The sequence below is a fragment of the Mycobacterium europaeum genome (assembly GCF_034555895.2).
GTDB classification, from domain to species: domain Bacteria; phylum Actinomycetota; class Actinomycetes; order Mycobacteriales; family Mycobacteriaceae; genus Mycobacterium; species Mycobacterium europaeum.
Map to the genome: position 1 here is coordinate 564425 of NZ_CP157315.1, position 24408 is coordinate 588832.

Annotated in this window: 28 protein-coding genes and 1 pseudogene; 16 read left to right on the top strand and 13 right to left on the bottom strand. The window is 69.1% G+C overall.

Features of this window, described 5'->3' with window-relative positions; all coding sequences use genetic code 11:
* Positions 1 to 22 precede the first annotated feature (22 nt).
* Positions 23 to 1075, bottom strand: coding sequence for a class II fructose-bisphosphatase (glpX, locus tag U8D42_RS02860; RefSeq protein ID WP_090421210.1), 1053 nt, complete (start codon positions 1073 to 1075; stop codon positions 23 to 25).
* A 55-nt stretch (positions 1076 to 1130) separates the two neighbouring features.
* On the opposite strand from glpX, the gene U8D42_RS02865 reads away from it, so the two are divergent.
* From U8D42_RS02865 to U8D42_RS02875, 3 genes are read left to right on the top strand one after another with little or no spacing between them, the layout of a single operon-like run.
* Positions 1131 to 1841 carry a DUF4245 domain-containing protein gene (locus U8D42_RS02865; protein WP_322859302.1) on the top strand — a complete coding sequence of 237 codons (711 nt, stop codon included), beginning with the start codon at positions 1131 to 1133 and terminating at the stop codon, positions 1839 to 1841.
* A 13-nt stretch (positions 1842 to 1854) separates the two neighbouring features.
* Entirely contained in the window at positions 1855 to 2652 is a 798-nt protein-coding gene (locus U8D42_RS02870; RefSeq protein WP_085240442.1) for a dienelactone hydrolase family protein, read from the top strand.
* 8 nt (positions 2653 to 2660) lie between these two features.
* Positions 2661 to 4196, top strand: a complete 1536-nt coding sequence (locus U8D42_RS02875; RefSeq protein ID WP_085240441.1) for a carboxylesterase/lipase family protein — start codon at positions 2661 to 2663, stop codon at positions 4194 to 4196.
* 7 nt (positions 4197 to 4203) lie between these two features.
* On the opposite strand, the gene U8D42_RS02880 is transcribed toward U8D42_RS02875, so the two are convergent.
* The 4 genes from U8D42_RS02880 to U8D42_RS02895 form a co-directional block, all read right to left on the bottom strand.
* On the bottom strand, positions 4204 to 5328 hold the full coding sequence (locus tag U8D42_RS02880) for a 3-beta-hydroxysteroid dehydrogenase (RefSeq protein ID WP_322859301.1): 1125 nt from the start codon (positions 5326 to 5328) through the stop codon (positions 4204 to 4206).
* A gap of 61 nt (positions 5329 to 5389) precedes the next feature.
* Entirely contained in the window at positions 5390 to 5626 is a 237-nt protein-coding gene (locus U8D42_RS02885) for an exodeoxyribonuclease VII small subunit (RefSeq protein ID WP_085240439.1), read from the bottom strand.
* Positions 5616 to 6866, bottom strand: coding sequence for an exodeoxyribonuclease VII large subunit (xseA, locus tag U8D42_RS02890; protein ID WP_322859300.1), 1251 nt, complete (start codon positions 6864 to 6866; stop codon positions 5616 to 5618). Before xseA ends, U8D42_RS02885 begins: the two co-directional genes overlap by 11 nt.
* Entirely contained in the window at positions 6863 to 7444 is a 582-nt protein-coding gene (locus U8D42_RS02895; RefSeq protein WP_322859299.1) for a lipid droplet-associated protein, read from the bottom strand. Before U8D42_RS02895 ends, xseA begins: the two co-directional genes overlap by 4 nt.
* Positions 7445 to 7533: 89 nt before the next feature.
* On the opposite strand from U8D42_RS02895, the gene U8D42_RS02900 reads away from it, so the two are divergent.
* A complete protein-coding gene (locus tag U8D42_RS02900; RefSeq protein ID WP_085240436.1) occupies positions 7534 to 8532 on the top strand; it encodes a 4-hydroxy-3-methylbut-2-enyl diphosphate reductase in 999 nt (332 codons plus the stop codon).
* An 18-nt stretch (positions 8533 to 8550) separates the two neighbouring features.
* Here the strand turns inward: U8D42_RS02900 and U8D42_RS02905 are convergent, their stop codons facing one another.
* On the bottom strand, positions 8551 to 9738 hold the full coding sequence (locus U8D42_RS02905) for a DUF6542 domain-containing protein (RefSeq protein WP_322859298.1): 1188 nt from the start codon (positions 9736 to 9738) through the stop codon (positions 8551 to 8553).
* A 143-nt stretch (positions 9739 to 9881) separates the two neighbouring features.
* Here U8D42_RS02905 and ychF point away from each other — a divergent pair, with 143 nt between their 5' ends.
* The 5 genes from ychF to U8D42_RS02930 all read left to right on the top strand — a co-directional run bounded on the left by ychF (position 9882) and on the right by U8D42_RS02930 (position 13405).
* Positions 9882 to 10955, top strand: a complete 1074-nt coding sequence (ychF, locus tag U8D42_RS02910) for a redox-regulated ATPase YchF (protein WP_322859297.1) — start codon at positions 9882 to 9884, stop codon at positions 10953 to 10955.
* A gap of 32 nt (positions 10956 to 10987) precedes the next feature.
* Entirely contained in the window at positions 10988 to 11371 is a 384-nt protein-coding gene (locus U8D42_RS02915; protein ID WP_208859357.1) for a hypothetical protein, read from the top strand.
* Positions 11372 to 11461: 90 nt separating this feature from the next.
* Complete coding sequence (locus U8D42_RS02920) at positions 11462 to 11860, top strand: VOC family protein (protein ID WP_085240433.1); 399 nt, start codon at positions 11462 to 11464, stop codon at positions 11858 to 11860.
* Between the two features lie 329 nt (positions 11861 to 12189).
* Entirely contained in the window at positions 12190 to 12765 is a 576-nt protein-coding gene (locus tag U8D42_RS02925; protein WP_085240432.1) for a glycoside hydrolase, read from the top strand.
* A gap of 316 nt (positions 12766 to 13081) precedes the next feature.
* Entirely contained in the window at positions 13082 to 13405 is a 324-nt protein-coding gene (locus U8D42_RS02930) for a putative quinol monooxygenase (protein ID WP_085240471.1), read from the top strand.
* Here the strand turns inward: U8D42_RS02930 and U8D42_RS02935 are convergent.
* From U8D42_RS02935 to U8D42_RS02945, 3 genes are read right to left on the bottom strand one after another with little or no spacing between them, the layout of a single operon-like run.
* A complete protein-coding gene (locus U8D42_RS02935; protein WP_322859296.1) occupies positions 13402 to 14091 on the bottom strand; it encodes a guanylate cyclase in 690 nt (229 codons plus the stop codon). The two genes, U8D42_RS02930 and U8D42_RS02935, sit on opposite strands and share 4 nt — an antisense overlap.
* Entirely contained in the window at positions 14091 to 14462 is a 372-nt protein-coding gene (locus tag U8D42_RS02940; RefSeq protein WP_085240430.1) for a carboxymuconolactone decarboxylase family protein, read from the bottom strand. Before U8D42_RS02940 ends, U8D42_RS02935 begins: the two co-directional genes overlap by 1 nt.
* The gene (locus U8D42_RS02945) at positions 14435 to 14656 is read right to left on the bottom strand and encodes a hypothetical protein (protein WP_322859295.1); all 222 of its coding nucleotides are present in this window, start codon (positions 14654 to 14656) and stop codon (positions 14435 to 14437) included. Before U8D42_RS02945 ends, U8D42_RS02940 begins: the two co-directional genes overlap by 28 nt.
* Before the next feature lie 47 nt (positions 14657 to 14703).
* Between U8D42_RS02945 and U8D42_RS02950 the strand changes: the two genes are divergently transcribed.
* Positions 14704 to 14913, top strand: a complete 210-nt coding sequence (locus U8D42_RS02950; RefSeq protein WP_322859294.1) for a hypothetical protein — start codon at positions 14704 to 14706, stop codon at positions 14911 to 14913.
* Here U8D42_RS02950 and U8D42_RS02955 read toward each other — a convergent pair.
* Positions 14865 to 15689, bottom strand: a complete 825-nt coding sequence (locus U8D42_RS02955; protein ID WP_322859293.1) for an adenylate/guanylate cyclase domain-containing protein — start codon at positions 15687 to 15689, stop codon at positions 14865 to 14867. The genes U8D42_RS02950 and U8D42_RS02955 overlap by 49 nt on opposite strands.
* Positions 15690 to 15816: 127 nt before the next feature.
* Here U8D42_RS02955 and U8D42_RS02960 point away from each other — a divergent pair, with 127 nt between their 5' ends.
* The 3 genes and pseudogenes from U8D42_RS02960 to U8D42_RS29320 all read left to right on the top strand — a co-directional run.
* Positions 15817 to 17223, top strand: coding sequence for a glucose-6-phosphate dehydrogenase (locus U8D42_RS02960; RefSeq protein ID WP_322859489.1), 1407 nt, complete (start codon positions 15817 to 15819; stop codon positions 17221 to 17223).
* Positions 17224 to 17238: 15 nt separating this feature from the next.
* Positions 17239 to 18261, top strand: coding sequence for a phosphogluconate dehydrogenase (NAD(+)-dependent, decarboxylating) (gene gnd / locus U8D42_RS02965; protein ID WP_322859292.1), 1023 nt, complete (start codon positions 17239 to 17241; stop codon positions 18259 to 18261).
* A 17-nt stretch (positions 18262 to 18278) separates the two neighbouring features.
* Positions 18279 to 18382, top strand: a pseudogene (locus U8D42_RS29320) (2-isopropylmalate synthase); the annotation flags it as partial.
* Positions 18383 to 18389: 7 nt separating this feature from the next.
* Here U8D42_RS29320 and U8D42_RS02970 read toward each other — a convergent pair.
* A complete protein-coding gene (locus U8D42_RS02970; RefSeq protein WP_085240426.1) occupies positions 18390 to 19253 on the bottom strand; it encodes an alpha/beta fold hydrolase in 864 nt (287 codons plus the stop codon).
* A 133-nt stretch (positions 19254 to 19386) separates the two neighbouring features.
* Between U8D42_RS02970 and U8D42_RS02975 the strand changes: the two genes are divergently transcribed.
* The 3 genes from U8D42_RS02975 (at position 19387) to U8D42_RS02985 (ending at position 22119) form a co-directional block, all read left to right on the top strand.
* Positions 19387 to 19860, top strand: a complete 474-nt coding sequence (locus U8D42_RS02975; protein ID WP_085240425.1) for a VOC family protein — start codon at positions 19387 to 19389, stop codon at positions 19858 to 19860.
* A gap of 111 nt (positions 19861 to 19971) precedes the next feature.
* Entirely contained in the window at positions 19972 to 20877 is a 906-nt protein-coding gene (locus tag U8D42_RS02980) for an alpha/beta fold hydrolase (RefSeq protein ID WP_085240424.1), read from the top strand.
* Positions 20878 to 22119, top strand: a complete 1242-nt coding sequence (locus U8D42_RS02985; protein WP_322859291.1) for a WS/DGAT domain-containing protein — start codon at positions 20878 to 20880, stop codon at positions 22117 to 22119.
* Here the strand turns inward: U8D42_RS02985 and U8D42_RS02990 are convergent, their stop codons facing one another.
* Positions 22120 to 22734 (bottom strand): MarR family transcriptional regulator, encoded by a 615-nt coding sequence (locus U8D42_RS02990; protein WP_322859290.1) that lies wholly within the window; start codon positions 22732 to 22734, stop codon positions 22120 to 22122.
* Positions 22731 to 24371 carry a pyruvate, phosphate dikinase gene (locus U8D42_RS02995; protein WP_431523854.1) on the bottom strand — a complete coding sequence of 547 codons (1641 nt, stop codon included), beginning with the start codon at positions 24369 to 24371 and terminating at the stop codon, positions 22731 to 22733. The genes U8D42_RS02990 and U8D42_RS02995 overlap by 4 nt, the downstream gene beginning before the upstream one ends.
* Positions 24372 to 24408: the final 37 nt, after the last annotated feature.

Consider the following 24408-nt stretch of genomic DNA (forward strand, 5'->3'; position numbering starts at 1 on the left):
GCAGTCCTCGCTGGTTCTCGGTCTAGGGCAGGGGATAGGCGGCGGTGCTGTCGCCGGTGAAGTCGATGGAGGAGTACTCGTTGAGCTTCGAGAGCCGGTGATAGGCCTCGATCATGCGCACGGTGCCCGACTTCGACCGCATCACGATCGACTGCGTGGTGCAGCCACCCGGGTAGTACTGCACGCCTTTGAGCAGGTCGCCGTTGGTGACCCCGGTGGCGCAGAAGAAGACGTTCTCCCCGGACACCAGGTCCTCGGTGGTCAGCACCCGATCGACGTCGTGTCCGGCGTCGACGGCCTTCTGGCGTTCCTCGTCGTCCTTGGGCGCCAGCCGCGCCTGGATGGCGCCGCCCATACACCGGATCGCGGCGGCGGCGATGATGCCCTCGGGGGTGCCGCCGATCCCGGCCAGCATGTCGGTGCCCGAGTTTGGCCGGCAGGCCGAGATCGCGCCGGCGACGTCGCCGTCGGTGATCAGCCGGATGCGCGCCCCGGTCAGCCGGACGTCCTCGATCAGCTGGGCGTGCCGGGGCCGGTCCAGGATGCACACGGTCATGTCGCGCACCGACAGCGCCTTCACCTTGGCGACGGCCTTGATGTTCTCGGCGATCGGCGCGGTGATGTCGAGCACGTTGGCGGCCTCGGGCCCGACGGCGATCTTGTTCATGTAGAACACCGCCGACGGGTCGAACATCGCGCCGCGGTCGGCTACCGCCAGGACCGAGATGGCGTTGGGCATGCCCTTGCTCATCAGCGTGGTGCCATCGATCGGGTCCACGGCGAAGTCGCACTCCGGGCCGTCGCCGTTGCCGACCTCCTCGCCGTTGTAGAGCATCGGCGCGTGGTCCTTCTCGCCCTCGCCGATGACCACCACGCCGCGCATCGACACCGTGTTGACCAGCTCGCGCATCGCGTCGACGGCCGCGCCGTCGCCACCTTCTTTGTCGCCGCGCCCCACCCAGCGGCCGGCGGCCATGGCACCGGCCTCGGTTACCCGGACCAGTTCCAGGGCCAGGTTGCGGTCCGGGGCTTCACCACGTGGCCGTCCTGGTGGGCGGTCGCCCTCAACTGTCATGGTTGGAGATTGTCCCAGAAGCGGATCGGTCTGCTGGAACTGGGATACTTGGGGGATGACCGAAGAGCCGCCGCTGAACGCCAGCTCGGATGCCCATGTCACGGGCGAGCCGGCCCCGGCGGCCGGGGCCCTGCCGGGGCCGGTTTCACGGCCCGCCAAACCGCGGTTGCTGCAGGACGGCCGCGACATGTTCTGGTCGCTGATCCCGTTGGTGCTCGGCTGCATCCTGCTGGCGGGCCTGGTGGGCATGTGCTCGTTCCAGCCCGGCAGCCACCGGGGCGTGGTGCCGTCCTACGACGCGGCGGCGGCCCTGCGCGCCGATGCCGCCACCCTGGGCTTTCCCGTCCGGCTGCCCAAGCTGCCCGCCGGCTGGCAGGCCAACTCGGGCAACCGCGGCGGTATCCAGGGCGGGCGCACCGACCCCGCGACCGGCCAACGGGTGAACGCGACCACCTCGGTCGTCGGCTACATCAGTCCGACCGGGATGTATCTGAGCCTCACCCAGAGCAACGCCGACGAGGACAAGCTGGTGGGTTCGATCCATTCGTCGGCGTATCCGGCCGGAACGGTCGACGTCGCGGGGACCAGCTGGGTCGTCTACAACGGCGCCGGCCAGAGCGGGGCGGACGCGGAGCCGGTGTGGACCACCCGGCTTGCCGGCCCGTCCGGAGCCACCCAGATCGCGATAACCGGCGCCGGCACCACCGATCAGTTCCGTACGCTTGCTTCGGCGACGCAATCCCAACCGCCGCTACCCGCGCGCTGAGGAAGGGCCGAGTGTGACCGCACCCCAAGCGGATCTGTCCGGATGGTCGGTGGCGCCGTTCAGCGGCGGCGGCTACACCCATGACGTCTACCGCAAGGGCAGCGGACCGGGGGTGGTCCTGATCCCCGAGATCCCCGGAATCCACCCCGGCGTGCTTGCCCTGGGCAACCACCTGGTGGACAACGGCTTCACCGTCGCCATGCCGTCGCTGTTCGGCGAGCCGGGCCGCGGCAAGACGATCGGGCACATCGCGGCGAGCGTCAGCCGGGCCTGTGTGGCAAAAGAATTCGCGGCGTTCGCGACGAACAAACAGCGGCCGGTGTCGTTGTTCCTGCGGGCGCTGGCGCGTGACCTCAACGCGTCGACGCCGGGCAAGGGGGTCGGGGTGATCGGCCAGTGTTTCACGGGCGGCTTCGCGCTGGCCGCCGCGGTCGACGACAGCGTGCTGGCCCCGGTGTTGTCGCAGCCGTCGGTACCGCTGCCGCTGGGCCGCGCGCGCCGCCGCGACCCGGGACTCAGCGAGTCCGAACTGAGCGCGGTCGCCGAACGCGCCGCCACCGAAGGGCTGTGCGCCATGGGTTTACGGTTCAGCGAGGACCCGGTGGTGCCGGCGGAACGCTTTGCGGTGCTCAAGGAGCGGCTGGGCGACGCGTTCGAGGTGATCGAGATCGACTCGCGGCCGGGCAACCGGTACGGCTTCGCCAGGACCGCGCATTCGGTGCTGACCGACGAGGTCCGCGAAGTCGACGGCCACCCGGCCTACGAGGCCCGCAAGCGGGTGGTCGAGTTCCTCACGCAACGGCTCACCTAGGCCACGGCATGCCCGACGACGCTCTCGTAGTCGACACCGTCTACGGCCCGGTCCGGGGTGCCGACCTCGGCCAAGCTCGGGCATGGAAAGGCGTCCGCTACGCCGCGCCGCCCGTCGGTGCCCTGCGGTTCCGGGCGCCGCAGCCGCCCGAGCGGTGGAAAAAGGTCGCCGACGCCACCCGCTACGGGCCGGCCTGTCCGCAACCGGTCTTTCCCAACATGCCGCTCGACCTGGGCGCGCCGCAGGGCGAGGACTGCCTCCGGCTGAACGTCTGGGCGTCGTCCGGCACTCAGCCGGGCGACCGTAAGCCGGTGATGGTCTGGCTGCATGGCGGGGCTTACGTCCTGGGCTCGGGCAGCCAAGCGTTGTACGACGGTCGCCGGTTGGTCAGCGGCGGTGACGTGGTCGTGGTGACGGTCAATTACCGTGTCGGAGCGCTCGGTTTCATGGACCTGTCGTCATTCACCACCTCGCGGCGGCGGTTCGATTCCAACGTCGGACTGCGCGACGTGCTGGCGGCGCTGACGTGGGTGCGGCACAACATCGCCGCGTTCGGCGGAGATCCCCGCAACGTCACGCTCTTCGGCGAATCCGCCGGCGCGGGGATCGTGACGACCCTGTTGGCCTGCCCGGCAGCCGACGGCCTGTTCGCTCGCGCGATCGCCCAGAGCTCACCGGCCACGTCGGTGTACGACCGGCGCAGAGCGGAGCGCGTGGCCGAGACGGTCCTCGAACGGCTTGACGTCGATGCGGACCGGTTGCCGAGCGTGCCCACCGCGGTGCTCCTGGCCGCCTCCCAAGAGGTCTTCGACGAAGTGCCCGTGCGCAACCCGGGGATTCTGGCGTTCGTCCCGATCATCGACGGCGAGCTGCTGGACGACTACCCGGTCAAGCGGGTGCAGGAGGGCCGCTCGCTTCCAATCCCGCTGATCATCGGCACCAACCGGCACGAGGCGGCGCTGTTCAGGTTGATGCGCTCACGGCTGATGCCGATCACCCCCCGCGCGATCACGTCGATGTTCGATCAGATCGCCGCCGAACAACCCGACCTGCAACTGCCCACCGAGGAGCAGATCGGATCGGCGTACTCGCGATTGCGGCGCGGGGCAAGGAGTTTGAGCATCGCGACCGACGTCGGGTTCCGGATGCCGTCGGTGTGGCTGGCCGAGGGCCACTCCCGCGTCGCGCCGGTGTATCTGTACCGGTTCGACTACGCGACCCCGTTGCTGAAGCTGCTGTTGGTCAATGCCGCCCACGCGACCGAGTTGCCTTATGTCTGGGGCAATCTCGGCGGTCCGAAGGACCCAACACTCAAGCTCGGCGGCGCCGCGACCGCCAAGGCGGTATCCAAGAGGATGCGGACCCGCTGGGTCAACTTCGCCGCACGGTCGACGCCCGCGGGTCCGGACGGCGAGCCGGACTGGACGCCCTACCGGGCGGACGACCGCGCCTGTCTGATCATCGACAAGCGCGACACGGTCGCGCGCGACGTCGATGCGAGCATCCGGGCCGCCTGGGGCAGCCAGATGGTGGGTTTCCGGTAGCGGCGGGTCAGGCCGTGGGCTTGGCGGCGGTATTGCCTTGCTGCGCTTCGGCCTTCATGCGCTGGAACATGTCGACGTAGTAGGGCAGGCATTGCGACATCGCCTGCTCGGTGGTGAACAGCGGCTCATAGCCGAGGTCGCGGCGCGCCTTGGCGATCGAGAAATAGTTGTCCAGATAAAGCCGCTCGACCGCCAGCGGCTCGAGCAGCGGCGCGGGTATGCCGAAACGGAAATGCAGCCGCTGCCAGCCGGTCATCGCCGCGCGGACCATCGGACCGTTGACCCGCACCCGGGGCCAGCTCACCCCGCAGGCCTCGACCACCGGCCGCGCGAATTCGAACATGTTGATGGGTTCGTCGTCGTTGATGAAGTACGCCTGGCCGGGAGCGGTGCCGCCGGGGACGAGGTGCTCGGCGGCCAGGATGAAGCCGTGAATCAGGTTGTGCACGTAAGAGTTGTCCAGCCGGGCCGACTTGCGGCCGATCAGCACCTTGACGTGGCCGGCGATCACGCTTTCGAACAGCCTGCGGAACATCGTCTGGTCGCCGCGGCCCCAGATCCCGCTGGGCCGGATCGCGCACGTCAGCATCCCGACCGCCCCATTTGGCCGCGCGTTCTGGCTGAGGACGAATCGCTCGGCGACCACCTTCGTCTCGGTGTACAGGTCGTTGAACCGGTCGGTGTAGGGCAGGGTCTCATCCCCGCCGGCGATGTTCTGGCCGCCCATCACGACGCTGTTGGACGAGGTGTAGACGAATCGCTTGACCCCGGCCGCCTGCCCGGCATGCACCAGGTTTTCGGTGCCGCCGACGTTGACCGCGAAACTGCGCTGCCGGTACGCGTCGGTCACCGACGCGCCGCCCATCAGGTCGATGATCGCCGCGGTGTGGAACACCGTGTCGATGCCGTCCACCGCCTGGGCGCACACCGCCGTGTCGGTGATGTCACCCTCGAGCACCTCCAGCTGTGGGTGCTGCGCGAGCGGTGACGGCGCGCGGTCGAACGAGCGCACTTGATACCCGCGGTCCAGCAGGGTGGTGACCAGGTTGGCGCCGACGAACCCGGAGCCCCCGGTGACCAGGACGCGGCCGAGTTCGGTCGTCAGTGATGCATCAGCCATGGGCCGCAGCATAACTGAAACGTGTTCCAATTTGAAAAAAAGTCACGACTAAAACTTTCGTCGAATGGTCAAATCAGGCGTCGTCCGGCTGGCCGGCCGCGAGCGCATCCTCGATCCGCTTGCGAGCGCCAGCTAAGTGCTCCTCGCAGCGTTTCGCGAGTTCTTCGCCCCTTTCCCATAGCTTCAGCGATGCGTCGAGATCTAGCCCGCCCTGCTCCAGCTGGCGGACGACTTCGATCAGTTCGTCGCGGCACGCTTCGTACCCCAGGCTACTAATGGGCGTAATTGATTGCTCCTCTTTATCCGCCATCGGTCGGCCCCTCGCTCACCGCGGCGACGGCGCCGTCGGCAACCCGCACCCGCAGCCGGGCGCCCGCCGGGGCGTCGGCAACCGACCGCAGCACCACCGAGGACCCGGCGTCCGGAACCGCCTGCACCACCGCATAGCCGCGGGCCAGCGTGGCCGCCGGGCCCAGCGTCGCCAGGCGCGCGCTCAGGTGACCGACGCGCTCGGTCTCGGCGGCGGCCCGGCGGGTGATGTCGCGGCGGATCGCCGACCTGGCCCGGTGGATCTCGTCGGCGCGCGCCGTCAGCGCCGTCAACGGCTCGGCGAGCACCGGCCGGCTGCGGACCTGGGCCAGCGCGCGTTGTTCGCGGGACACCCAGTTGCGCAGGGCCTGCGCGCTTCGCCGACGCAAGTCGTCGATCAGGCGCTGCTCGGCGGCGGTGTCGGGCACCACCTTCTTCGCCGCGTCGGTGGGGGTGGCGGCGCGCAGATCGGCCACCAGGTCGCACAGCGGGTTGTCGGGTTCGTGGCCGACCGCGCTGATCACCGGGGTGCGGCAGGCCGCGATGGCGCGGCACAGCGTCTCGTCGGAGAACGGCAGCAGGTCCTCGACGCTACCGCCGCCGCGGGCCACCACGATGACGTCGACCTCGACGTGGCGGTCGAGTTCGTAGAGGGCGTCGACGATCTGGGCCACCGCATTGGGTCCCTGGACCGCGGTGTTGCGGACGGCGAAGCGCACCCCGGGCCAGCGTCCGGTTGCCACCGTCGTCACGTCGCGTTCGGCGGCGCTGGCCCGCCCGGTGATCAACCCGATCATGTTGGGCAGAAAGGGGATTGGCCGCTTGAGACGGGGGTCGAAGAGGCCTTCGGCGTCCAGCAGCCGGCGCAGGCGGTCGATACGCGCCAGCAGCTCGCCCATACCGACGGCACGAATCTCGCTGAGCCGCAACGAGAATGTGCCCCGGCCGGTGTAGAACGACGGCTTGCCGCAGACCACCACCTGGGTGCCCTCGGCCAGCTTCACCGGCGCGTTGGCCACCAGGTCGCGTGAACAGGTCACGCTCAGCGACATGTCGGCGGCGGGGTCGCGCAACACCATGAACACCGTCTTGGAGTCGGGCCGCGCGCTGATCTGGGCCAGCTGTCCCTCGACCCACACCGTGCCGAGTTTGTCGATCCAGCCCGCGACGCGAATGGCCACCGCGCGCACCGGAAACGGGTTCTCGGCGGAGTTGGGTTCGGACTGTGCGGCTGGGGTCACTTCGCGTTCGCGCGGGTGATCCTGTTGGCCAGCAGGGTCTGGAACGGAGCGCGGGCCTTGGTGGCCTGCTCGTAGGCCAGCAGGGCTTCCAGTTCGTCGACGCTCAGCGACTGCAGGCGCGCCCGCAGCTGCGCCAGCGTCAGCGTCGCGTAGTCCAGCTCGCTCACCACCGACGGTTGCGGAACCGCCGGCGCGTCCGCGGATTTCCTGCCCTGCTTCAATGGGGCCGCATCGGAGGCGGCGTCGGCGAGCGAGTACAACGCGAACCGGCCCTCGGTTCGGCGATCGCCTTCGCCGGCCTCGGCGCCGCCGGCCGTTTCCCCCGCGTCGGGCAGGTCCTCGTCGAAGGTCGCCCACTCCGGCTGCTCGTCCTTGGGCGGGAAGATGCTTTCGAGCGTGCTGTCACCCTTGATCGCCAGCTCCGCGAGGTTCTGCTGAAATCGCATCACAATGTGCGCCGCCTGACTGGCTAATGTCATGGGGTACATCAGGATGGTCTTCGGCAGCTTCATGGTCTCCTCGACGGCGACTGTCGCCGCGCCGACCAGTAGCCGAACTCCATACGGTGCAGTAGCCATGGGTCCAAGATTGCCCTAAGCGACGGCTAACTCCAAGCCCACCGGCGCGAGCTGGCAAGCCCGTGCCGGCAGAACGTACCCTGGGTGTCATGCCGCCGACTGTCGACATGGGAATTCCCGGCGCGTCCAGCTCGGTAGCCAGCGATCCAGCCCGCAAGCGAGTGCTTCTGGCCGAGCCGCGTGGCTATTGCGCGGGCGTGGATAGGGCCGTCGAGACGGTCGAACGCGCGCTGGAGAAGCACGGGGCGCCGGTGTACGTGCGGCACGAGATCGTGCACAACCGGCACGTGGTGAACACGCTGGAAAAGGCCGGCGCCGTGTTCGTCGAGGAGACCGACGAGGTGCCCGAGGGGTCCATCGTGGTGTTCTCCGCGCACGGGGTGGCGCCGACGGTGTACGCGGCGGCCGCCGAACGCAACCTGCAGACCATCGACGCCACCTGCCCGCTGGTGACCAAGGTGCACAACGAGGCCCGGCGATTCGCCCGCAACGACTACGACATCCTGCTGATCGGGCACGAGGGCCACGAAGAGGTCATCGGGACCTCCGGGGAGGCGCCCGACCACGTGCAGCTGGTGGACGGGGTGGCCGCCGTCGACAGCGTGACGGTCCGGGACGAGAACAAGGTGGTCTGGTTGTCGCAGACCACGCTGTCGGTCGACGAGACCATGGAGATCGTCGAGCGGCTGCGGCAACGGTTCCCGAAGTTGCAGGACCCGCCCAGCGACGACATCTGTTATGCGACCCAGAACCGGCAGGTCGCGGTCAAGGCGATGGCCCCCGAGTGCCAGCTGGTGATCGTCGTCGGCTCGCAGAACTCGTCGAACTCGGTGCGGCTGGTCGAGGTGGCCCTGGGCGGCGGCGCGGCGGCCGCCCACCTGGTGGACTGGGCCGACGACATCGATCCCGCCTGGTTGGACGGGGTGACCACCGTGGGCGTGACTTCCGGCGCGTCCGTCCCCGAGGTCTTGGTGCGCGGTGTGCTCGAGCGGCTCGCCGATCACGGCTTCGATGTGGTGCAACCGGTCACCACGGCCCAGGAAACCCTGGTGTTCGCGCTGCCGCGCGAGATCCGGTCACTGCTGTAAAGACGGGCGGGGCGGAGCTCAGGCGTCGTATTCCCAGGATTCCGTCGGGGGCCGCTGCGGCCGGCCGTACGTCCGTGAACGGTTCCGGCGCTCCGGGCGCGGCTCGGCGGGCTCGTCGGCCCCCCGATAGCGGACCTGCGAGATCGGATGATGCGTGCCATTGTTGCCGTTGGTGGCGGGGCGGCGGCGCCTTGGCTCGTAGGTCGGTTCATAGCTGTCATAGCGACCGAAGTGCTCCGGCGCACCGGGCGGGTCGTACCTGTCGTACCCGTCGAAACGGCTGCTCCGCGGCGCGGGCCGCTCGTAGGGCTCGTCGTAGGGCCGCTCGTAGGGGTTGCGTCGGGTGCGCGGCTCGCGCCGGCCGTCCCGGGCCGACTGGCCGCGCGGGTCCGCATCGGCGTCCGGCCTGGGGCGGCGTCGCGACCGCCGTTCCGCGGCGTCGTAGTCGCGGGCGGTCGCCGACCCTCTCCGGCTCGAGCGCCGCTCGCCCGGTTCGGCCGCGGCGTCCAGTGGTTCCCGGGTATGCCGGGAACGGGCCCGGGCGGAACGGGCGGCGGACCGGTCACTGCGCGCCGTCCGGCGGGCCCGGGATGCGCTACCGGTCCCGCGGTCGCGGCGCGCCCTCGCCGGGGCCGCCTCGTCGGCGTCGTCGTCACCGGATTCCGGCCGCACGATTGCCTGCAGTTTGGCGACCGCTTTGGCGACGAAGCCGCCGACGACGGACCCGATGTCGGCGGACTCCCCGTCGTCGGAGGCGTTGGCCGCCGAGGTCGCCCGCTGCGACTGGCCGAAGTACCACCTGACCAGCCCGATCAGCAGCACGATGCCGGCGGTTCCCAGCATCAGCGGAAAGCGTTCGATCAGCGGGTAGCCGCAGTTGATCAGCAGGTCCTTGAGATGGCCGATTTTGGCGTCGTGGAACAACCAGTAGGCGCCGGGCACCGCGCAGAAAAGTATCAGCGGGGGCTGGATGATCGCGGTGAACAGCCCGTCCTGGCGCACCGCCAGCACCGCCGCCACGCAGCCGGCTATATAGAAGCCGGCGAAGACATGGGTCAGCTCCTTGTGGCCGGAGTCGATTCCGTAACCGATCGCGGTGGCGGTGACGGCGAGGAGCAGGGCGGCATACCACGGGATACCGGGGATATTCGGGTGGATCGAGCGGTGGGATGGCTCCACCGTCGACGTCGGCCGCTGTCCTGACACATGTAGACCGTACCGGCAATGGGCCGAAAGCCCCGTAAATACCTCATAGGGATGCCGGGCGTGCCATGCCCCGGACCCGTGAGCGGCGCGGGGAACGGTCCATGGCGGCCCGCGCCGGCGCCGACCCCTAGACTTGGGTCCCTGTGAGCCTGAGCCTGGGAATCGTGGGTCTGCCCAACGTCGGTAAGTCGACTCTGTTCAACGCGCTGACCCACAACGACGTGGTCGCGGCCAACTATCCGTTCGCGACGATCGAACCGAACGAGGGCGTCGTCCCGCTGCCCGATCCTCGACTGGACAAGCTGGCCGAGCTTTTCGGCTCCGAGCGCACCGTCCCGGCGCCGGTGACGTTCGTCGACATCGCGGGCCTGGTCAAGGGCGCGTCCGAGGGGGCGGGGCTGGGGAACAAGTTCCTGGCCCACATCCGCGAATGCGACGCCATCTGTCAGGTGGTCCGGGTGTTCTCCGACGACGACGTGACCCACGTGGCCGGTGAGGTGGACCCCAGGTCGGATATAGAGGTCGTCGAGACCGAGCTGATCCTGGCCGACCTGCAGACGCTGGAGCGTGCCCTGCCGCGGTTGGAGAAGGAGGCCCGCACCAACAAGGAGCGCAGGCCGGTGTACGACGCGGCCGTCGCCGCCCAGGAGACCTTGAACGGCGGCAAGACGCTGTTCGGTGCCGGGGTGGACGCGTCGCTGCTGCGGGAGCTGAACCTGTTGACCACCAAGCCTTTTCTGTACGTCTTCAACGCCGACGAGGCCGTGCTGACCGACACGGCGCGGGTCGCGGAGCTGCGGCAGCTGGTGGCGCCGGCCGACGCGGTGTTCCTGGACGCGGCCATTGAAGCCGAGCTGAACGAGCTCGACGACGAGTCGGCGGCCGAACTGCTGGAGTCGATCGGCCAGAGCGAACGCGGCCTCGACGCGCTCGCCCGCGCCGGCTTCCATACCCTCAAGCTGCAGACGTTCCTCACGGCGGGCCCAAAGGAGGCGCGCGCGTGGGTGATTCACCAGGGCGACACCGCGCCGAAGGCCGCCGGGGTGATCCACACCGATTTCGAGAAGGGCTTCATCAAGGCCGAGATCGTGTCCTACGACGACCTGGTCGCCGCCGGCTCGATGGCGGCGGCCAAGGCGGCGGGCAAGGTCCGCATGGAGGGCAAGGACTACGTCATGGCCGACGGTGACGTGGTCGAGTTCCGGTTCAACGTCTAGCGAACGGATCATCACTCGACCATGCTGGACAGATGGCGACGGTCGAACACAGGAAACCGTGGGTCCGGCGGTCCGCCGGGATCCTGGCGGGTTGCGGAGTGGCGTTGTCCGCCTTCGGGCTGACGGGGGGAGTCGCCCACGCGGTGCCGGCGCCCACCTCCCATTGGTGTCCGGGCAGTGCGTGGGACCCGAGCTGGGGCACGGTCTACAACTGGGACTGGAATCAGTGCCACGACTGGCAGGGTCACGCGGGGCAGAGTTTCCCGGCGGGCGCGGGCCCGTGGGGACCCCCGCCGGCGTGGGCGCCGCCGGCACCGCCTCCACCGGCCTGGGCCCCCGGGGCCCAGCTGATGTGGAACCCGACCGGCCCCGGCAACTGGGGATTCTGGAACCACGGGATCTGGACTCCGGTCTAGACCGGCTCGACTGGCACTTTCTTGTCGGAGGGGCTCCGTAGCATGCCCTCGTCGCACGAGCGTGCACGCCACGGTAGTCAGGAGGGCGCCATGAACTTCGTTTCCACCCGCATCATCACCGCCGACGTCAACCGGCTCGTCGATTTCTATGAGACGGTCACCGAGGTTCCCGCGGTATGGGGCAACGAACTTTTCGCCGAGATTCCGACGCCGGTGGGCACGCTGGCGATCGGCAGCGACAAGACGGTGCCGCTGTTCGCGGCCGGATCCGCCGAACCCGCTGCCAATCGCAGCGTGATCGTGGAGTTCTTGGTCGACGACGTCGACGCGCAATACGAGCGGTTGCACGAGCGCGTGCCGGAGGTCGTGACAACGCCGACCACCATGCCGTGGGGCAATCGCGCGCTGCTGCTGCGGGATCCGGATGGCAACCTCGTCAACCTGTTCACACCCGTCACCGCGGAGGCCCGCGCCAAGTTCGGAATGTGACGTTCTGGCAACGGATCCCGGTCACACCGTGGCGTAGGGGCAAGACAACCTCTGCCGGGTTACGCGCCTGGCGCTGAAGCGCAGGTGGGCACTCGCGCGGCGGGCCGTGGCGGCGCCCAAGGTGAGTCGTGGCCGCAGCATCGACCGGGAAACAGCGGAAACCGAGCGCGGCCTCGACTGCAACTGAGCCGGCTAGACGTTTGCTGGTGGCCGGGGCGATCGCTCCGGTGCATTTGCTGAGAATGCGGCGAAGGCCATTATCCGGCTTGCGAATGACGTGCGCCACAAATTTTTGCGGACAATAACCGCTATTGCTAGCGTCGCCGCCCATGGTAGTTCTTACAACATTGATCTCATTGATCAATCAGGTCTCCGGGACGCCCTATATTCCGGGTGGAGATTCTCCCGCCGGGACGGATTGTTCGGGCCTCGTTTCGTGGGTTGCCAATGCGGCGTCCGACAGGCCGGTTTTCGGCAACCGGTTCAACACCGGAAATGAAGAGGCGGCCTTGTTGGCGCGCGGGTTTCAATACGGAACCGCCCCCAATGCGCTCGTGATCGGGTGGAACGGCGGCCACACTGCCGCGACGCTGCCCGACGGGACGCCGGTGTCCAGTGGTGAGCGCGGTGGTGTGCACGTCGGCGGCGCGGGCGCCTACCAGGCCGGCTTCACGCACCACATGTTCCTGCCGATGCCACCGGATGGCGAGGGTGCGCTTCCTCCGCCGCCGGACGCGCCGCCCCCACCGCCGGACGCGCCGCCGCCGGCCCCGGACGCCCTGCCGCCGGCCCCGGACGCGCAGCCCGTGCTGGTCGACGCCACGGCCCCCGCCCCGCCCGCGCCGCCGGCCCCGCCGGCGCCAGAATTGCCGCCGCCCGGCGATCCTGGAATTGCGAATCCCTAACAAAAAGAATTCGCGGAGGCCTCAATCTATTGCGCCGCTATTTGACGCGTATAGGACACGCGAATAGCGCGGGGTCTACCACCAAGTGAAATAGCACGGTCCGCGCGGGGTTTGTGAGGTAGGCCACTTCGCGGCCTGAGCGAGCGGGTCCCGACCCGCGCGGAAGCAATGCGAAAGTGTGCCCCGGATGTCGAACAAGATATCCGGGGCACACTTTGCTGGAGCTCAGGCCGCGTCCCGGGTCGGTGGGTTGGCGGATATGCTGGCGCTGCTCGCCGGGGATCGAGCGGGCCCAACCTTCAGGAGCGAACCGGCAATGATCTTCATCGTCGTCAAGTTCGAGACCAAGCCCGAGTGGACGGAGCGCTGGCCAGAACTCGTCGCCTCGTTCACGGCCGCCACCCGCGCCGAGGACGGCAACCTGTGGTTCGAGTGGTCGCGCAGCCTCGACAATCCGGCGGAGTATGTCTTGGTGGAGGCGTTCCGCGATGCGGAGGCGGGCGGCACCCACGTCAACAGCGATCACTTCAAGCGGGCAATGCGGGAACTCCCGCAGGCCCTGAAGTCGACCCCCAAGATCATCAACCAGACGATCGACGCGTCCGGCTGGTCGGAGATGGGGGAGATGTCGGTCGACTAACCGACTTCGCTTACCGTGACCGCGATTTCGTGGCCCAGCTGATACCCCTGGGCCAGCGGAAGCGTGTCACCGCTCCAGAACTTGCCCGGATCGAACCAGTACGCGTCCTTGTCCGTGTCGAGCAACCCCATCTCCTCATAGGTGATGGCCACCGTCTCCGCGCAATAGGCCGTCGAAAGGCTCATCTTGCGCTCCTCACGCCGGCGTCGGGTCTGTTCACGAACCTTCTTGTCCACCACGGGAATTCCCCGCACCCAGTCATTGATGGTCGGGAGCCGGCCGCGGAACCAGCGTCCCGTCAACCGAGCGGTGGTGGGAAACGCGGTGCCGTCCATCCGTGCGATCACCCGCAGCAGCTTGTTCTCCTGCTCGCGGGTCGGATTGGGCGTCAGCTGACGTAGCCAGCACCGTTGGTCGTAGCGCTGCGTCCACTGCAGGACGGCCTGGTGCAGATCGTTGAGCTGCACGCCGCGGTGGTTGGTCCCGGTCCACATGTCGACGAGTTTGTCGCCCAGTTCGGCGTGCCAGATCAGCGGCGGCAGGTCGTCGATGGCCACCGTCATGCCCACGTGATTCACCGGTGCGTTCGTCAACGTCTGAATCGCGCGGTCGGGCCGCGAGCGGCCGCGAAACAGCCAGAGGTCGCCCGTGCGCGTTTCGTTCAACGCTTGATGGAGGGTCAGCATTACGAATCGGCAAGTGCTTCTCGTGCGGCTTTCTGCGCCGCGTTGGCGGCGGGATAGCCGGCGTAGCCGGCCATGTGGTAGATCACCTCTTCGATCTCGGTGATGCTCAGCCCGTTGCGCAGCGCGATCCGGAAGTGGGATTTCAACTCGTCGGTGGCGCGCAGGGCGATCAGGGCGCCGATCGTCGCCAGGCTGCGCGAGCGCCGATCGAGCCCGGGCCGGGCCCACAGGGCCCCGAAGACGTGGTCGACGCCCAAGTCGATGAGTTCGTCGGCGATGCCGCCGTCGCGCAGTGTGGTGGCGTCGTCCGGGACCAGGCCGGGCAGCATGTCCCGGAACACGTTCAGGCCTTCGGTGCGAGGGTCAGCCATTCGGTCTGCCTTTCAATCGGGGCCCGCAGGAGATCCGGCAGGCGAGTCCCGCCCACGGCGGGGCGATGCGAAAGTTGCTGGGAGGCAAGCGCGCACCCGATCACGCGGCCGATGTCATCGGCCGCCACGGTGATGACTGCGACTTCGTCGCGAGGGGTCTGCATGCGTTCGCGCCCGTTCGAGCAGGTTTCCACAGCGGCAAGAGCACACCAGTTAACCACAGCGCGAATACTCTGTGGGTATGCGCAGTGTGTGGAAGTGGCTAGGGCTGGCCGGCGTCGCCGGTGTCGTCGCCGGGGGCGCGCTGGTGGTTCGCGACGAACGGAAACGACGCGCGTACACGGCCGACGAGGTCCGGTCCCGCCTGCATCAGCGGCTGGCCGAGTACGACGAGGAGGGCTTTCAGTCGCGATCGGGATCGGCCGGGGCCTCGACCGCGAACAACCGGTAGCTGCCCGAAAAACCCTTGAGCTCGGCGTCGCGCCCCCCGTCGAAGTGGATGTCGTCGCAGTCGGACAGGGCGTCTCGCACCGGTTGACTCACCAGGATCTCGCCGCCGGTGGCCTGCGCCGCCACCCGCGCCGCCATCGCGACGTTGCGGCCGAACAGATCGTCTCCGCGGCGCACCGAGCGGCCCATGTGGATGCCGATTCGCACCCGAATCTCTTCGTGCCGCTTGCGTTTTGCGTTCTTGTGTAGCGCGCGCTGCAGGTCGATGCCACACCGCACCGCCTGGTCGGCGCGGGCGAAGGCGATCATGAAGCCGTCACCCTGGCTCTTCACCACGTGCCCGGACCTCCGCTGCACGAGGTCGGACACGAGTTTGTCGTGCGCCGCGATGAGCTTGACCCAGGCGCGGTCGCCGATGCGTTCGTTGAGGGCGGTGGATTCCTCGATGTCGGAGAACAGGATCACCACCCGGCCGTCGGGCGTGACGCGCGCCAGGTCGGGTCGCTCCACCTCCGCCCAGTCGGCGAGGTCTTCGATCGAACTGCGGACGGCGGCGCCGAAGCCCTCCTTGCGCAGCAGGTTTGCCGTGTTCCACACCCTCTTGACGGCCTCGCGCCCACCCGACAGCAGCTGATTGCGGGTGTCGGTCCGGTGCCGCAATTCGTCGATCTCCTGGCGGCTGCGCACCAGCAGCCGCGCCAGCACGGCGAGGGCGACGGCCTCGATCGCGGCGATGCCGGCCAGGACGTAGACCGTGACATGCAGCGCATCACCCACGCAAGCATCCTGCCAAGGCCGTGGCGGCTCGAGGTTGTCGGGCCTGTGCGCGGTGTCTAGTGTTAGGTCCGACCGCCGCGGGTAGTGAGTCTCTATAGCCAAACGGATGACTTTCGGAGGTGCGGACTTGGCCGATGGCGGTGAGAATTCCTCGAACAAGCTGGTGATATTCGGCATCACCGGCGACCTCGCGCGCAAGATGACCTACCGCGCCCTGTACCGCCTCGAAGCGCGCGACTTGCTGGACGTCCCGATCATCGGCGTGGCCAGCGACGACATCCCCCTCGAGAAGCTGGTCGATCGGGCCCGCGAGGCCATCAAGGCGTCGGGCGAGAAGTTCGACGACGCGGTGTTCGGCCGGCTCGCGGACCGGCTGTCGTATCTGCACGGCGACGTCACCGACGACAAGCTCTACGGCCGGCTCGCCAAGGAGATAGGCCCGGATTGCCGGCCGCTGTACTACCTGGAGATGCCGCCGTCGCTGTTTGCGCCGATCGTCGAAAACCTCGCCAAGGCCGACCTCTTGGAGTGCGCACGCGTCGCCGTGGAAAAGCCGTTCGGCCACGACTTGGCCTCGGCGCGCGACCTCAACGCCCGGTTGCGCGCGGTGCTCGACGAGGACCAGATCCTGCGGGTCGACCACTTCCTGGGCAAGCAGCCCGTCGAGGAACTGCAGTACCTGCGCTTCGCGAACAACGCCCTGGCCAAGCTGTGGGACCGCGACAGCATCTCCGAAATCCACATCACCATGGCCGAGGATTTCGGCATCGAGGACCGCGGCAAGTTCTACGACGCCGTGGGCGCGCTGCGCGACGTCGTGCAAAACCATCTGCTGCAGGTGCTCGCGCTGGTCGCGATGGAGCCGCCCGTCGGCCCCAGCGCCGATGACCTGAACGACAAGAAGGCCGAGGTGTTCCGGGCGATGCCGGCGCTGGATCCCGACCGCTGCGTGCGGGGCCAGTACCGCGGCTACACCGACGTCGACGGGGTGGCCAGGGATTCGCAAACCGAGACCTATATCGCGCTGCGGACCGAGATCGACAACTGGCGCTGGGCCGGCGTGCCGATCTTCCTGCGCGCCGGCAAGGCACTGCCGGAGAAGGTCACCGAGGTCCGGATGTTCCTCCACCACGTTCCGGGGTTCTCGTTCCTGCCCAACCGCCGGCCGCCCGAACCCAACCAGATCGTGCTGCGCATCGACCCCGATCCGGGGATGCGGCTGCAGATGTCCGCCCAAGCCGGCGACCACTGGCACGACGTCCACCTGGACTCCTCGTTCGCCGAGGATCTCGGCGAGCCCGTGCGGCCCTACGAGCGGCTGCTGTACGCCGCGCTCACCGGGGACCGTCAGCTGTTCGCCCGGGAGGACGCCATCGAGGAGACGTGGCGGATCGTGCAGCCCGTGCTGGACCGGCCGGGCCGGATCCATCATTACGATCCGGGCTCCTGGGGGCCCGAGGCCGCGCAGTCGCTGCTGCACGGTCACCGCAGTTGGCAGGAGCCGTGGCTGCCCAAGCAGACGTCGTCACAGTAAGGAGAACAGGAAGAGATGCAGCTCGGGATGATCGGCCTCGGCCGGATGGGCGCCAACATCGTCCGCCGCGTCGCCAAGGACGGACACGAATGCGTGGTCTACGACCACAACCCCGACGCGGTCAAGGCGATGGCGGGGGAGGAGCGGACCACCGGAGTGTCGTCGGTGAAAGAGCTCGCCGAGAAGCTGACCGCTCCCCGGGTCGTCTGGGTGATGGTGCCCGCCGGGACCATCACCACGGGGGTCATCGAGGAGCTGGCCAAGACGCTGGAGCCCGGCGACATCGTCATCGACGGCGGCAACTCGTACTACCGCGACGACATCAGCCACGCAAAGACCCTGTCGGACAAAGGAATCCATCTACTCGACTGCGGCACCAGCGGCGGCGTGTGGGGCCGCGAACGCGGCTACTGCCTGATGATCGGCGGCCACGACGAGGCCTTCGAACGCGCCGAGCCGATCTTCGCCAGCGTCGCTCCTGGCGTGGACGCCGCCCCCCGCACGCCGGGCCGCGACGGTGAGGTCGGGCAAGCGGAGAAGGGCTACCTGCACTGCGGGCCATCCGGCGCCGGGCACTTCGTCAAGATGGTGCACAACGGCATCGAGTACGGAATGATGGCCTCGCTCGCCGAGGGGCTCAACATCCTGCGCAACGCCGACATCGGCAAGCACGTGCAGGAGGGTGACGCCGAAACGGCGCCGCTGTCGAATCCGGAGTTCTATCAATACGACTTCGACATCCCCGATGTCGCCGAGGTGTGGCGGCGGGGCAGCGTCATCGGTTCGTGGCTGCTGGATCTGACCGCGATCGCGCTGCACGACTCGCCCGACCTCAAGGAGTTCTCCGGACGGGTCTCGGACTCCGGGGAGGGCCGCTGGACCGCCATCGCGGCGATCGACGAGGGCGTCCCGTCACCGGTGCTGACGACCGCGTTACAGTCCCGGTTCGCCTCGCGTTCCCTCGACGACTTCGCCAACAAGGCGCTCTCGGCGATGCGCAAGCAGTTCGGCGGGCACGCCGAGAAGCCCGCGAACTAGGGCCGCCACCGTCGGGATCAGTGGCGATCGCGAGCGCGGCCGAGCCGGGCGAAGCGGGTCGCCACCACCGGGATCAGTGGCGATCGCGAGCGCGGCCGAGCCGGGCGAAGCGGGTCGCCACCATCGACCTAGTGGCGTTTGACGAACTTCACCACGGCGTCGCTGAACGCGTCGTTGTCGTCACCGGCCGCGGTGTGCCCGGCTTTGGGCAGTTCGACGAACTCCGCGCGCGGAACGCTGGCCAGGAAATGCCGGACACCTTCGGGGCTGACGACGTCGGACAACTTCCCGCGGATCAACAGCACGGGAATCGACAGGTGCTTGGCGGCCTGCTCGAACTTCTCGGTGCGCAGCTCCGGATCGTCCCCGGGCTTGGTCATGAACGCCGGGTCCCAGTGCCAGTACCAGCGGCCGTCGCGCAGGCGCAGGTTCTTCTTCAGCCCCTCGGGGCTGCGCGGCTTGTCCCGGTACGGGAGGTAGGCGGCCACCGCGTCGGCGGCCTCCTCCAGCGAGTCGAAACCGTCGAGCCCGCTGATCATGAAATCGCGGATGCGGGCGCTGCCGCCCTTCTCGAATCGGGGCACCACGTCGACGAGAACCAGTCGGGTCACCTCCGCCGGCCCCGCCCGGTGGGCGGCGAGGATGCCGGTCAACCCGCCCATGCTCGCCCCGATGATCATCACCGGCCTGCCGATCGCGGCGATCACCTGCAGGACGTCGGCCGTCAGGGTCTCGACGTCGTAGTCGGCGTTGGGCGCGCGATCGCTGTCGCCGTGGCCGCGGCTGTCGAGCGCCACGACGTGCAGGCCCTCGTCGGCGAGGGTTTGGCCGGTGTTCTTCCAGGAATGCCGGTTCTGGCCGCCGCCGTGCAGCATCAGGACGCTGGGCCGGCCCGCGCCGCCGGTCCCGCCATTCCATTCGTCGGCAACCAGGGTGATCCCGCCGGCCCCGGAATACTCAACCGTCCGAGGGACGCTACTGACGGCGCTCATGCGACCTGACGTTACATAGGGCGTCCAAGCACCTTTCCGCGGGTCGACGGCGCGGTGAGTTTCGGCGTCCGATGCGGTCTATCCAGTGACAACACCAACGCGATCAACCGAGCCGATTAGGAGGCCGCGGCCCATGCCATCGATCACCCCGTCGTTGTGGTTCGACCACGACTTGGAGGAGGCGGCGAGGTTCTACACCTCGATCTTCCCGAACTCGCACATCGAGGGCTTCAACCGGACCACGGAGGCCGGACCCGGCGAACCGGGCACGGTGCTGTCCGGCAGTTTCGTGCTGGACGGGACCCGGTTCATCGGGATCAACGGCGGCCCGCACTTCCAGTTCGACGAAGCGGTGTCCTTCACCATCCACTGCAGGGACCAGGACGAGGTCGACTACTACTGGGAGCGGTTGACCGACGGTGGCGAAGAGTCGCAATGCGGCTGGTGCAAAGACCGGTTCGGCCTGAGCTGGCAGATCATCCCGGACCGGCTCTACGAGCTCGTCGGCGACCCCGATCGGGCCCGCGCCGCGGCGGCCACCCAGGCGATGTATGGCATGCGAAAGATCGTCATCGCCGAGCTGGACGAAGCCGCCGCGCGGGTATAGCGAAACTCCCTGCCGCAGCGGCAATCTGACCGCTTGTGGCATGCGGTCGGTGCGTCTTGGGGCTGTACGCGTTAGGTTGGTCCGTGCGGACGCGCCGAGCAGGGAGTCAATATGGGTGAACCAGGCTGGATCGACGTGCCCAGCCCGGCTGGGGACCTCAAGGCACTCACCTGGGGGCCACGCGATGCCCCCATCGCCTTGTGCCTGCACGGCTTCCCCGACACCCCCTACGGATTTCGCAAGATCGCTCCGCGGCTCGTCGGGGCGGGATGGCGGGTGGTGGCGCCCTTCATGCGCGGGTACGCGCCGTCGTCGATTCCCGCCGACGGCAGTTACCACGTCGGCGCGATGATGGACGACGCCCTGCGGGCGCGCTCGGCGGCGGGCGGCACCGACCGCGACGTCGTGATCGGCCACGACTGGGGGGCGATCGCCACCACCGGACTGGCCGCCATGCCCGACAGCCCGTTCACCAAAGCGGTGATCATGTCGGTGCCGCCCTCGGCGTCCTTCCGTCGCAAGGCCGGCGCCGCCGAGCGGGGGCGACTGGCCGCCCACCTGGCGCGTCAATTGCTGCGCAGCTGGTACATCATGTACTTCCAATTGCCCTGGCTGCCGGAGCATTCCGCGTCCTGGGTGTTGCCGCTGCTGTGGCGGCGGTGGTCGCCGGGGTACCGCGCCGACGAGGACCTGCGCCACGTCGACGCGGCGATCGGGACACCGGAGAGCTGGCGGGCGGCGCTGGGCCCCTACCGTGCCACGATCCGCAACACCCGGCCGCCCGCGCAGTACGCCGAACTCAACGAGCTCTGGACCCAGGAGCCCGTGTGGCCGTGCCTGTACCTGCATGGCCGTGACGACGGCTGCATGACACCGGCTTTCGCCCGCTGGGCGGAGAAGGTGTTGCCGCCGGGCAGCGAGGTGGCCATCGTCGAGCACGCGGGGCACTTCCTGCAGCTCGAGCAGCCCGACAAGGTCGCCGACCTGATGCTCGGGTTCATCGGCTCTCCCGGCTGAATGACCGCGCAGCGGATGGCCGCCGTCGATGCGCAGTTCTATTGGATGTCGGCCAAGATCCCCGGCGACCAGTTCCTGCTGTACGCATTCGACGGCGAACCGGCGGACCACGAAGCCGCCGTCGAGCAGGTCTGCCGGCGGGCCAACGCCTGCCCGGAGCTGACGACGCGGGTGCGAGAGCGCGGATGGTTGGCCTACCCGCAGTGGGTGCCGGCGACCGTCACGCCCGAGCGGGTGATCCGCCACGACCTTGACGACCAGACGTGGGCCGGGTGCCTGGCGGCCGTCGTCGCGCTCGCCGACAACCCGCTCGACGCCCGCCGCGCACCCTGGCGGCTGCACTTCTTCACCCCGGTGCGGGGCATCCCCGGCGTGACCGGGTCGGGCAGCGTGGCGGTCATGCAGGTCGCACACGCGCTGGCCGACGGGGCGCGGGCGTCGGCGATGGCGGCCTGGCTGTTCGGCCGGCCCGCTCCCGTGCCCGCGGTGCGACGGCTGCGGAGCGGGTTTTTGCCGTGGCGAGCGGCCCAGGCGGCCCGCGCCCACCGAAAGCTGCAGCGCGACACCCGTGCCGGGCTCCTGAACCCCGGGCCCGGTACCCGCCCCCTGCTGCCGACCAACGCGCGTCCCGGGCCGGTCCGCTCGGTGCGCACGCTGGTGCGACGCCGCGGGGAGTTGCGCGGTCCCACGGTCACCGTGGGCGTGCTGAGCGCGGTCTCCACCGCGCTGTCCGACCTGCTCGGCGACGTCGCCGATACGCTGGGCGCCGAGGTTCCTATGGCCAAACCCGGTGTGGCGTATGCGAATAACCACTTCGGCAACATCGCGGTCGGGCTGTACCCGAAGCTGGGACCGGACGCACGCGCCGAGCGGATCGCGGCGGAGCTGGCCAATGGGCGGCGTCGCTTCGCGCATCCGGCCACGCGCTACGCCGACCGGGCATTCGCGGGCGTGCCCGCGCCGCTCTTGCGTTGGGGCATAGCCCAGTTCGACGCCGACACCCGGCCGACGCAGGTTTCCGGCAACACCGTGGTGTCCAGCGTGCACCGCGGCGCTGCCGACCTTGGCTTCGGCGGCGCCCGGGTGGTGCTGACGGCCGGCTACCCGGCCTTGTCGCCGGTGATGGGCCTGACGCACGGCGTGCACGGCGTCGGCGACACCATCGCGATCAGCGTGCATGCGGCCGAGTCGGCCGTTCCCGACATCGACGCCTACGTGAGGCTCCTGGACGCGGCGCTGTGACTAATGCGCGTCGCCGGACCTGGCCGCTTCCTCCCGCGTCAGGCCCACGGCGGAGATCAGCTCCTCGTGCAGCTCGAACCACACGGTGTGGTAGGAGTCGATGAGCGGCCTGGTCAGCCAGGCGGTATCGCCGTCGTGCGCTTTCGCCAGCGCCGCAGCCAGTTTCGTTGCGTACGCGGCCAACCGCGGCAGCTGGGCCGCGGCCGCATCGACGATCGGCAGGACCCGCGCGTGCACATCGTCGAGCCGGGCCAGGACCGCGGCGTCGTACTCCGCGTCGTCGTGCGGGTTGGGGGCGCCCTGCGGGCCACCCCTGAGCTGCCAATCCGTGACCACCGATTTCAAATCGGCGTTGACGGAGCGAAAGTCCGCGTAGGCGGCCGCGAGCGCGGCCCGGTTGGCGCCCCGGCGTTCCTCGTCGAGCAGTGACGCGAGGCGGTCCCGACCGGCGGCGGTGATCCGCAGCGTCGCGCCGTCGGCCAGCAGGCCCGCCGCGGTGAGCTCCTCGACGACGCCCGTCACCTGGGCGAGCTCGGCGTCCAAGGTTGCGGCCAGGTCGGCGGGACGCACCCGGCCCTTCAGCCGAACCGCCTGCAGCACCGCTAATTCGGTCATGAGGTGGTCCCGCTCGCCAGGCGCAGCGCGGTCAGCATGACGATCAGCGGGGTGCCCGAGACGACGTCGGTGTGCCCGTCGTTCATGGCGGAGGCCACCGTGGCCTCGGTGGCGTCTTCCAGTCGGAGGTGGTCACCGGAGGTGTGGGCGCGCAGCGGGCTGATCCGCCGCGCGATGTCGGCCAGCTCCCGCAGTTCGGGCGTGTCGCTTTCCGACCATGCGGACAGGCTCAGATTGCCCTCGCGCACTTCGCCTTCGGCGCCGTCGACGGTGATCAACTTGCCGGCCAGCGACGCGGCGACTCCGTGGCCGCACCCGACCACGGCCACCCGTCCGAGCTCGCGACTGACCACCGCCGCGTGGCTGGCGGCGCCGCCGACTTCGGTGACGATGCCCTGGGCGGCCAGCATGCCGGAGACGTCCTCCGGCCTGGTGTGGTCGCGGACCAGGATCACCGACTCGCCGCGGTCCGCCGCATCGAGCGCCTCGTCGACGTCGGTGTATGCCTTGCCCGACGCCACCCCCGGGCAGGCCGGTAAGCCCTTGGCCAAGAGCTTTGCGGCCAAACGTATTTCGGGCTGCAGGGCGGGCTGCAGCAGCGTCCGCACGTGGGCGGGGGTCACCCGGCGCAACGTCTCGGCGTCGTCGATGAGTCCCTCATGCCGTAGCTGCAGCGCCAGTCGCACCGCGGCCTGCGCCGACCGCTCCGCGTCGCGTGTCTGCAGCAGCCACAGCTTGCCGTGCTCGACGGTGAACTCGATCTCTTGAACGTCGGAGCCGAGTCGCTCCAACCTGCGGGCGGCGTCCATCAACTCGTCGTAGACGGCCGGCTGCTCGTCGCGCAGCGCGGTGATCGGTTCCACGTCCACCGAACCCGAGACCACGTCGTCGCCCTGCCCGCCGGGCAGCCATTCGCCGAACGGCGCGTTGTCGCCCGTGATTGGGTTACGCGAAATGAGAACCCCCGCACCGGAATCGGGGCCGATATTGCCGAATACCATCGCCTGGACGACGACCGCGGTGCCGCTGCGGTCGTCGCCGCCGGAATGGGCGCGGTAGGCGACCGCGCGCGGCGAGTTCCACGAGGCGAACACCGCCTCGATGCCGGCGCGTAGCTGCGTGTACGGGTCGGCGGGCAGCGGCCGGCGCGCGTCGATCCCGACGATGCGCCGGTACATGCCCTCGAACCGCCGGCGGGTGTCCCGCGCGAACGCGGCGGCGCAGGCGGCGGTCAGCGCCTGCTCGACGTCGTCGTTCATGCCGAGGTCCAAGATCGTGTCCATCATGCCCGGCATCGATTGGGTGGCCCCCGAGCGCACGCTGACCAGCAAGGGGCGCGGGCCGCGGCCGAACGTGCGCGAGGTGTGTGCCTCCAGCCAGCCGATCCGGTCGAGGACGTCGTCCCAGATCGCGTCCATCGCCGCCCGGGGATCGGCGAGATAGCGCAGGCCCACCTCGGTGGTGATGCAGAACGCGGGCGGCACCGGCAGGTCGTGCCGGCGCATCACCTCGATGCCGTGGCCCTTGTTGCCCAGCAACTCCCGGGGGTGACTTGCTGTGCCGTCGAGTAACACCACGGATTGCCCGTCAGAAGCGGCCCCAGACGCGTCACGGGGGGCGCCGCTGCCTCGTGCGATACGCGCCGTGGTGCACCCCCTCGTGATCTGCTGCTGA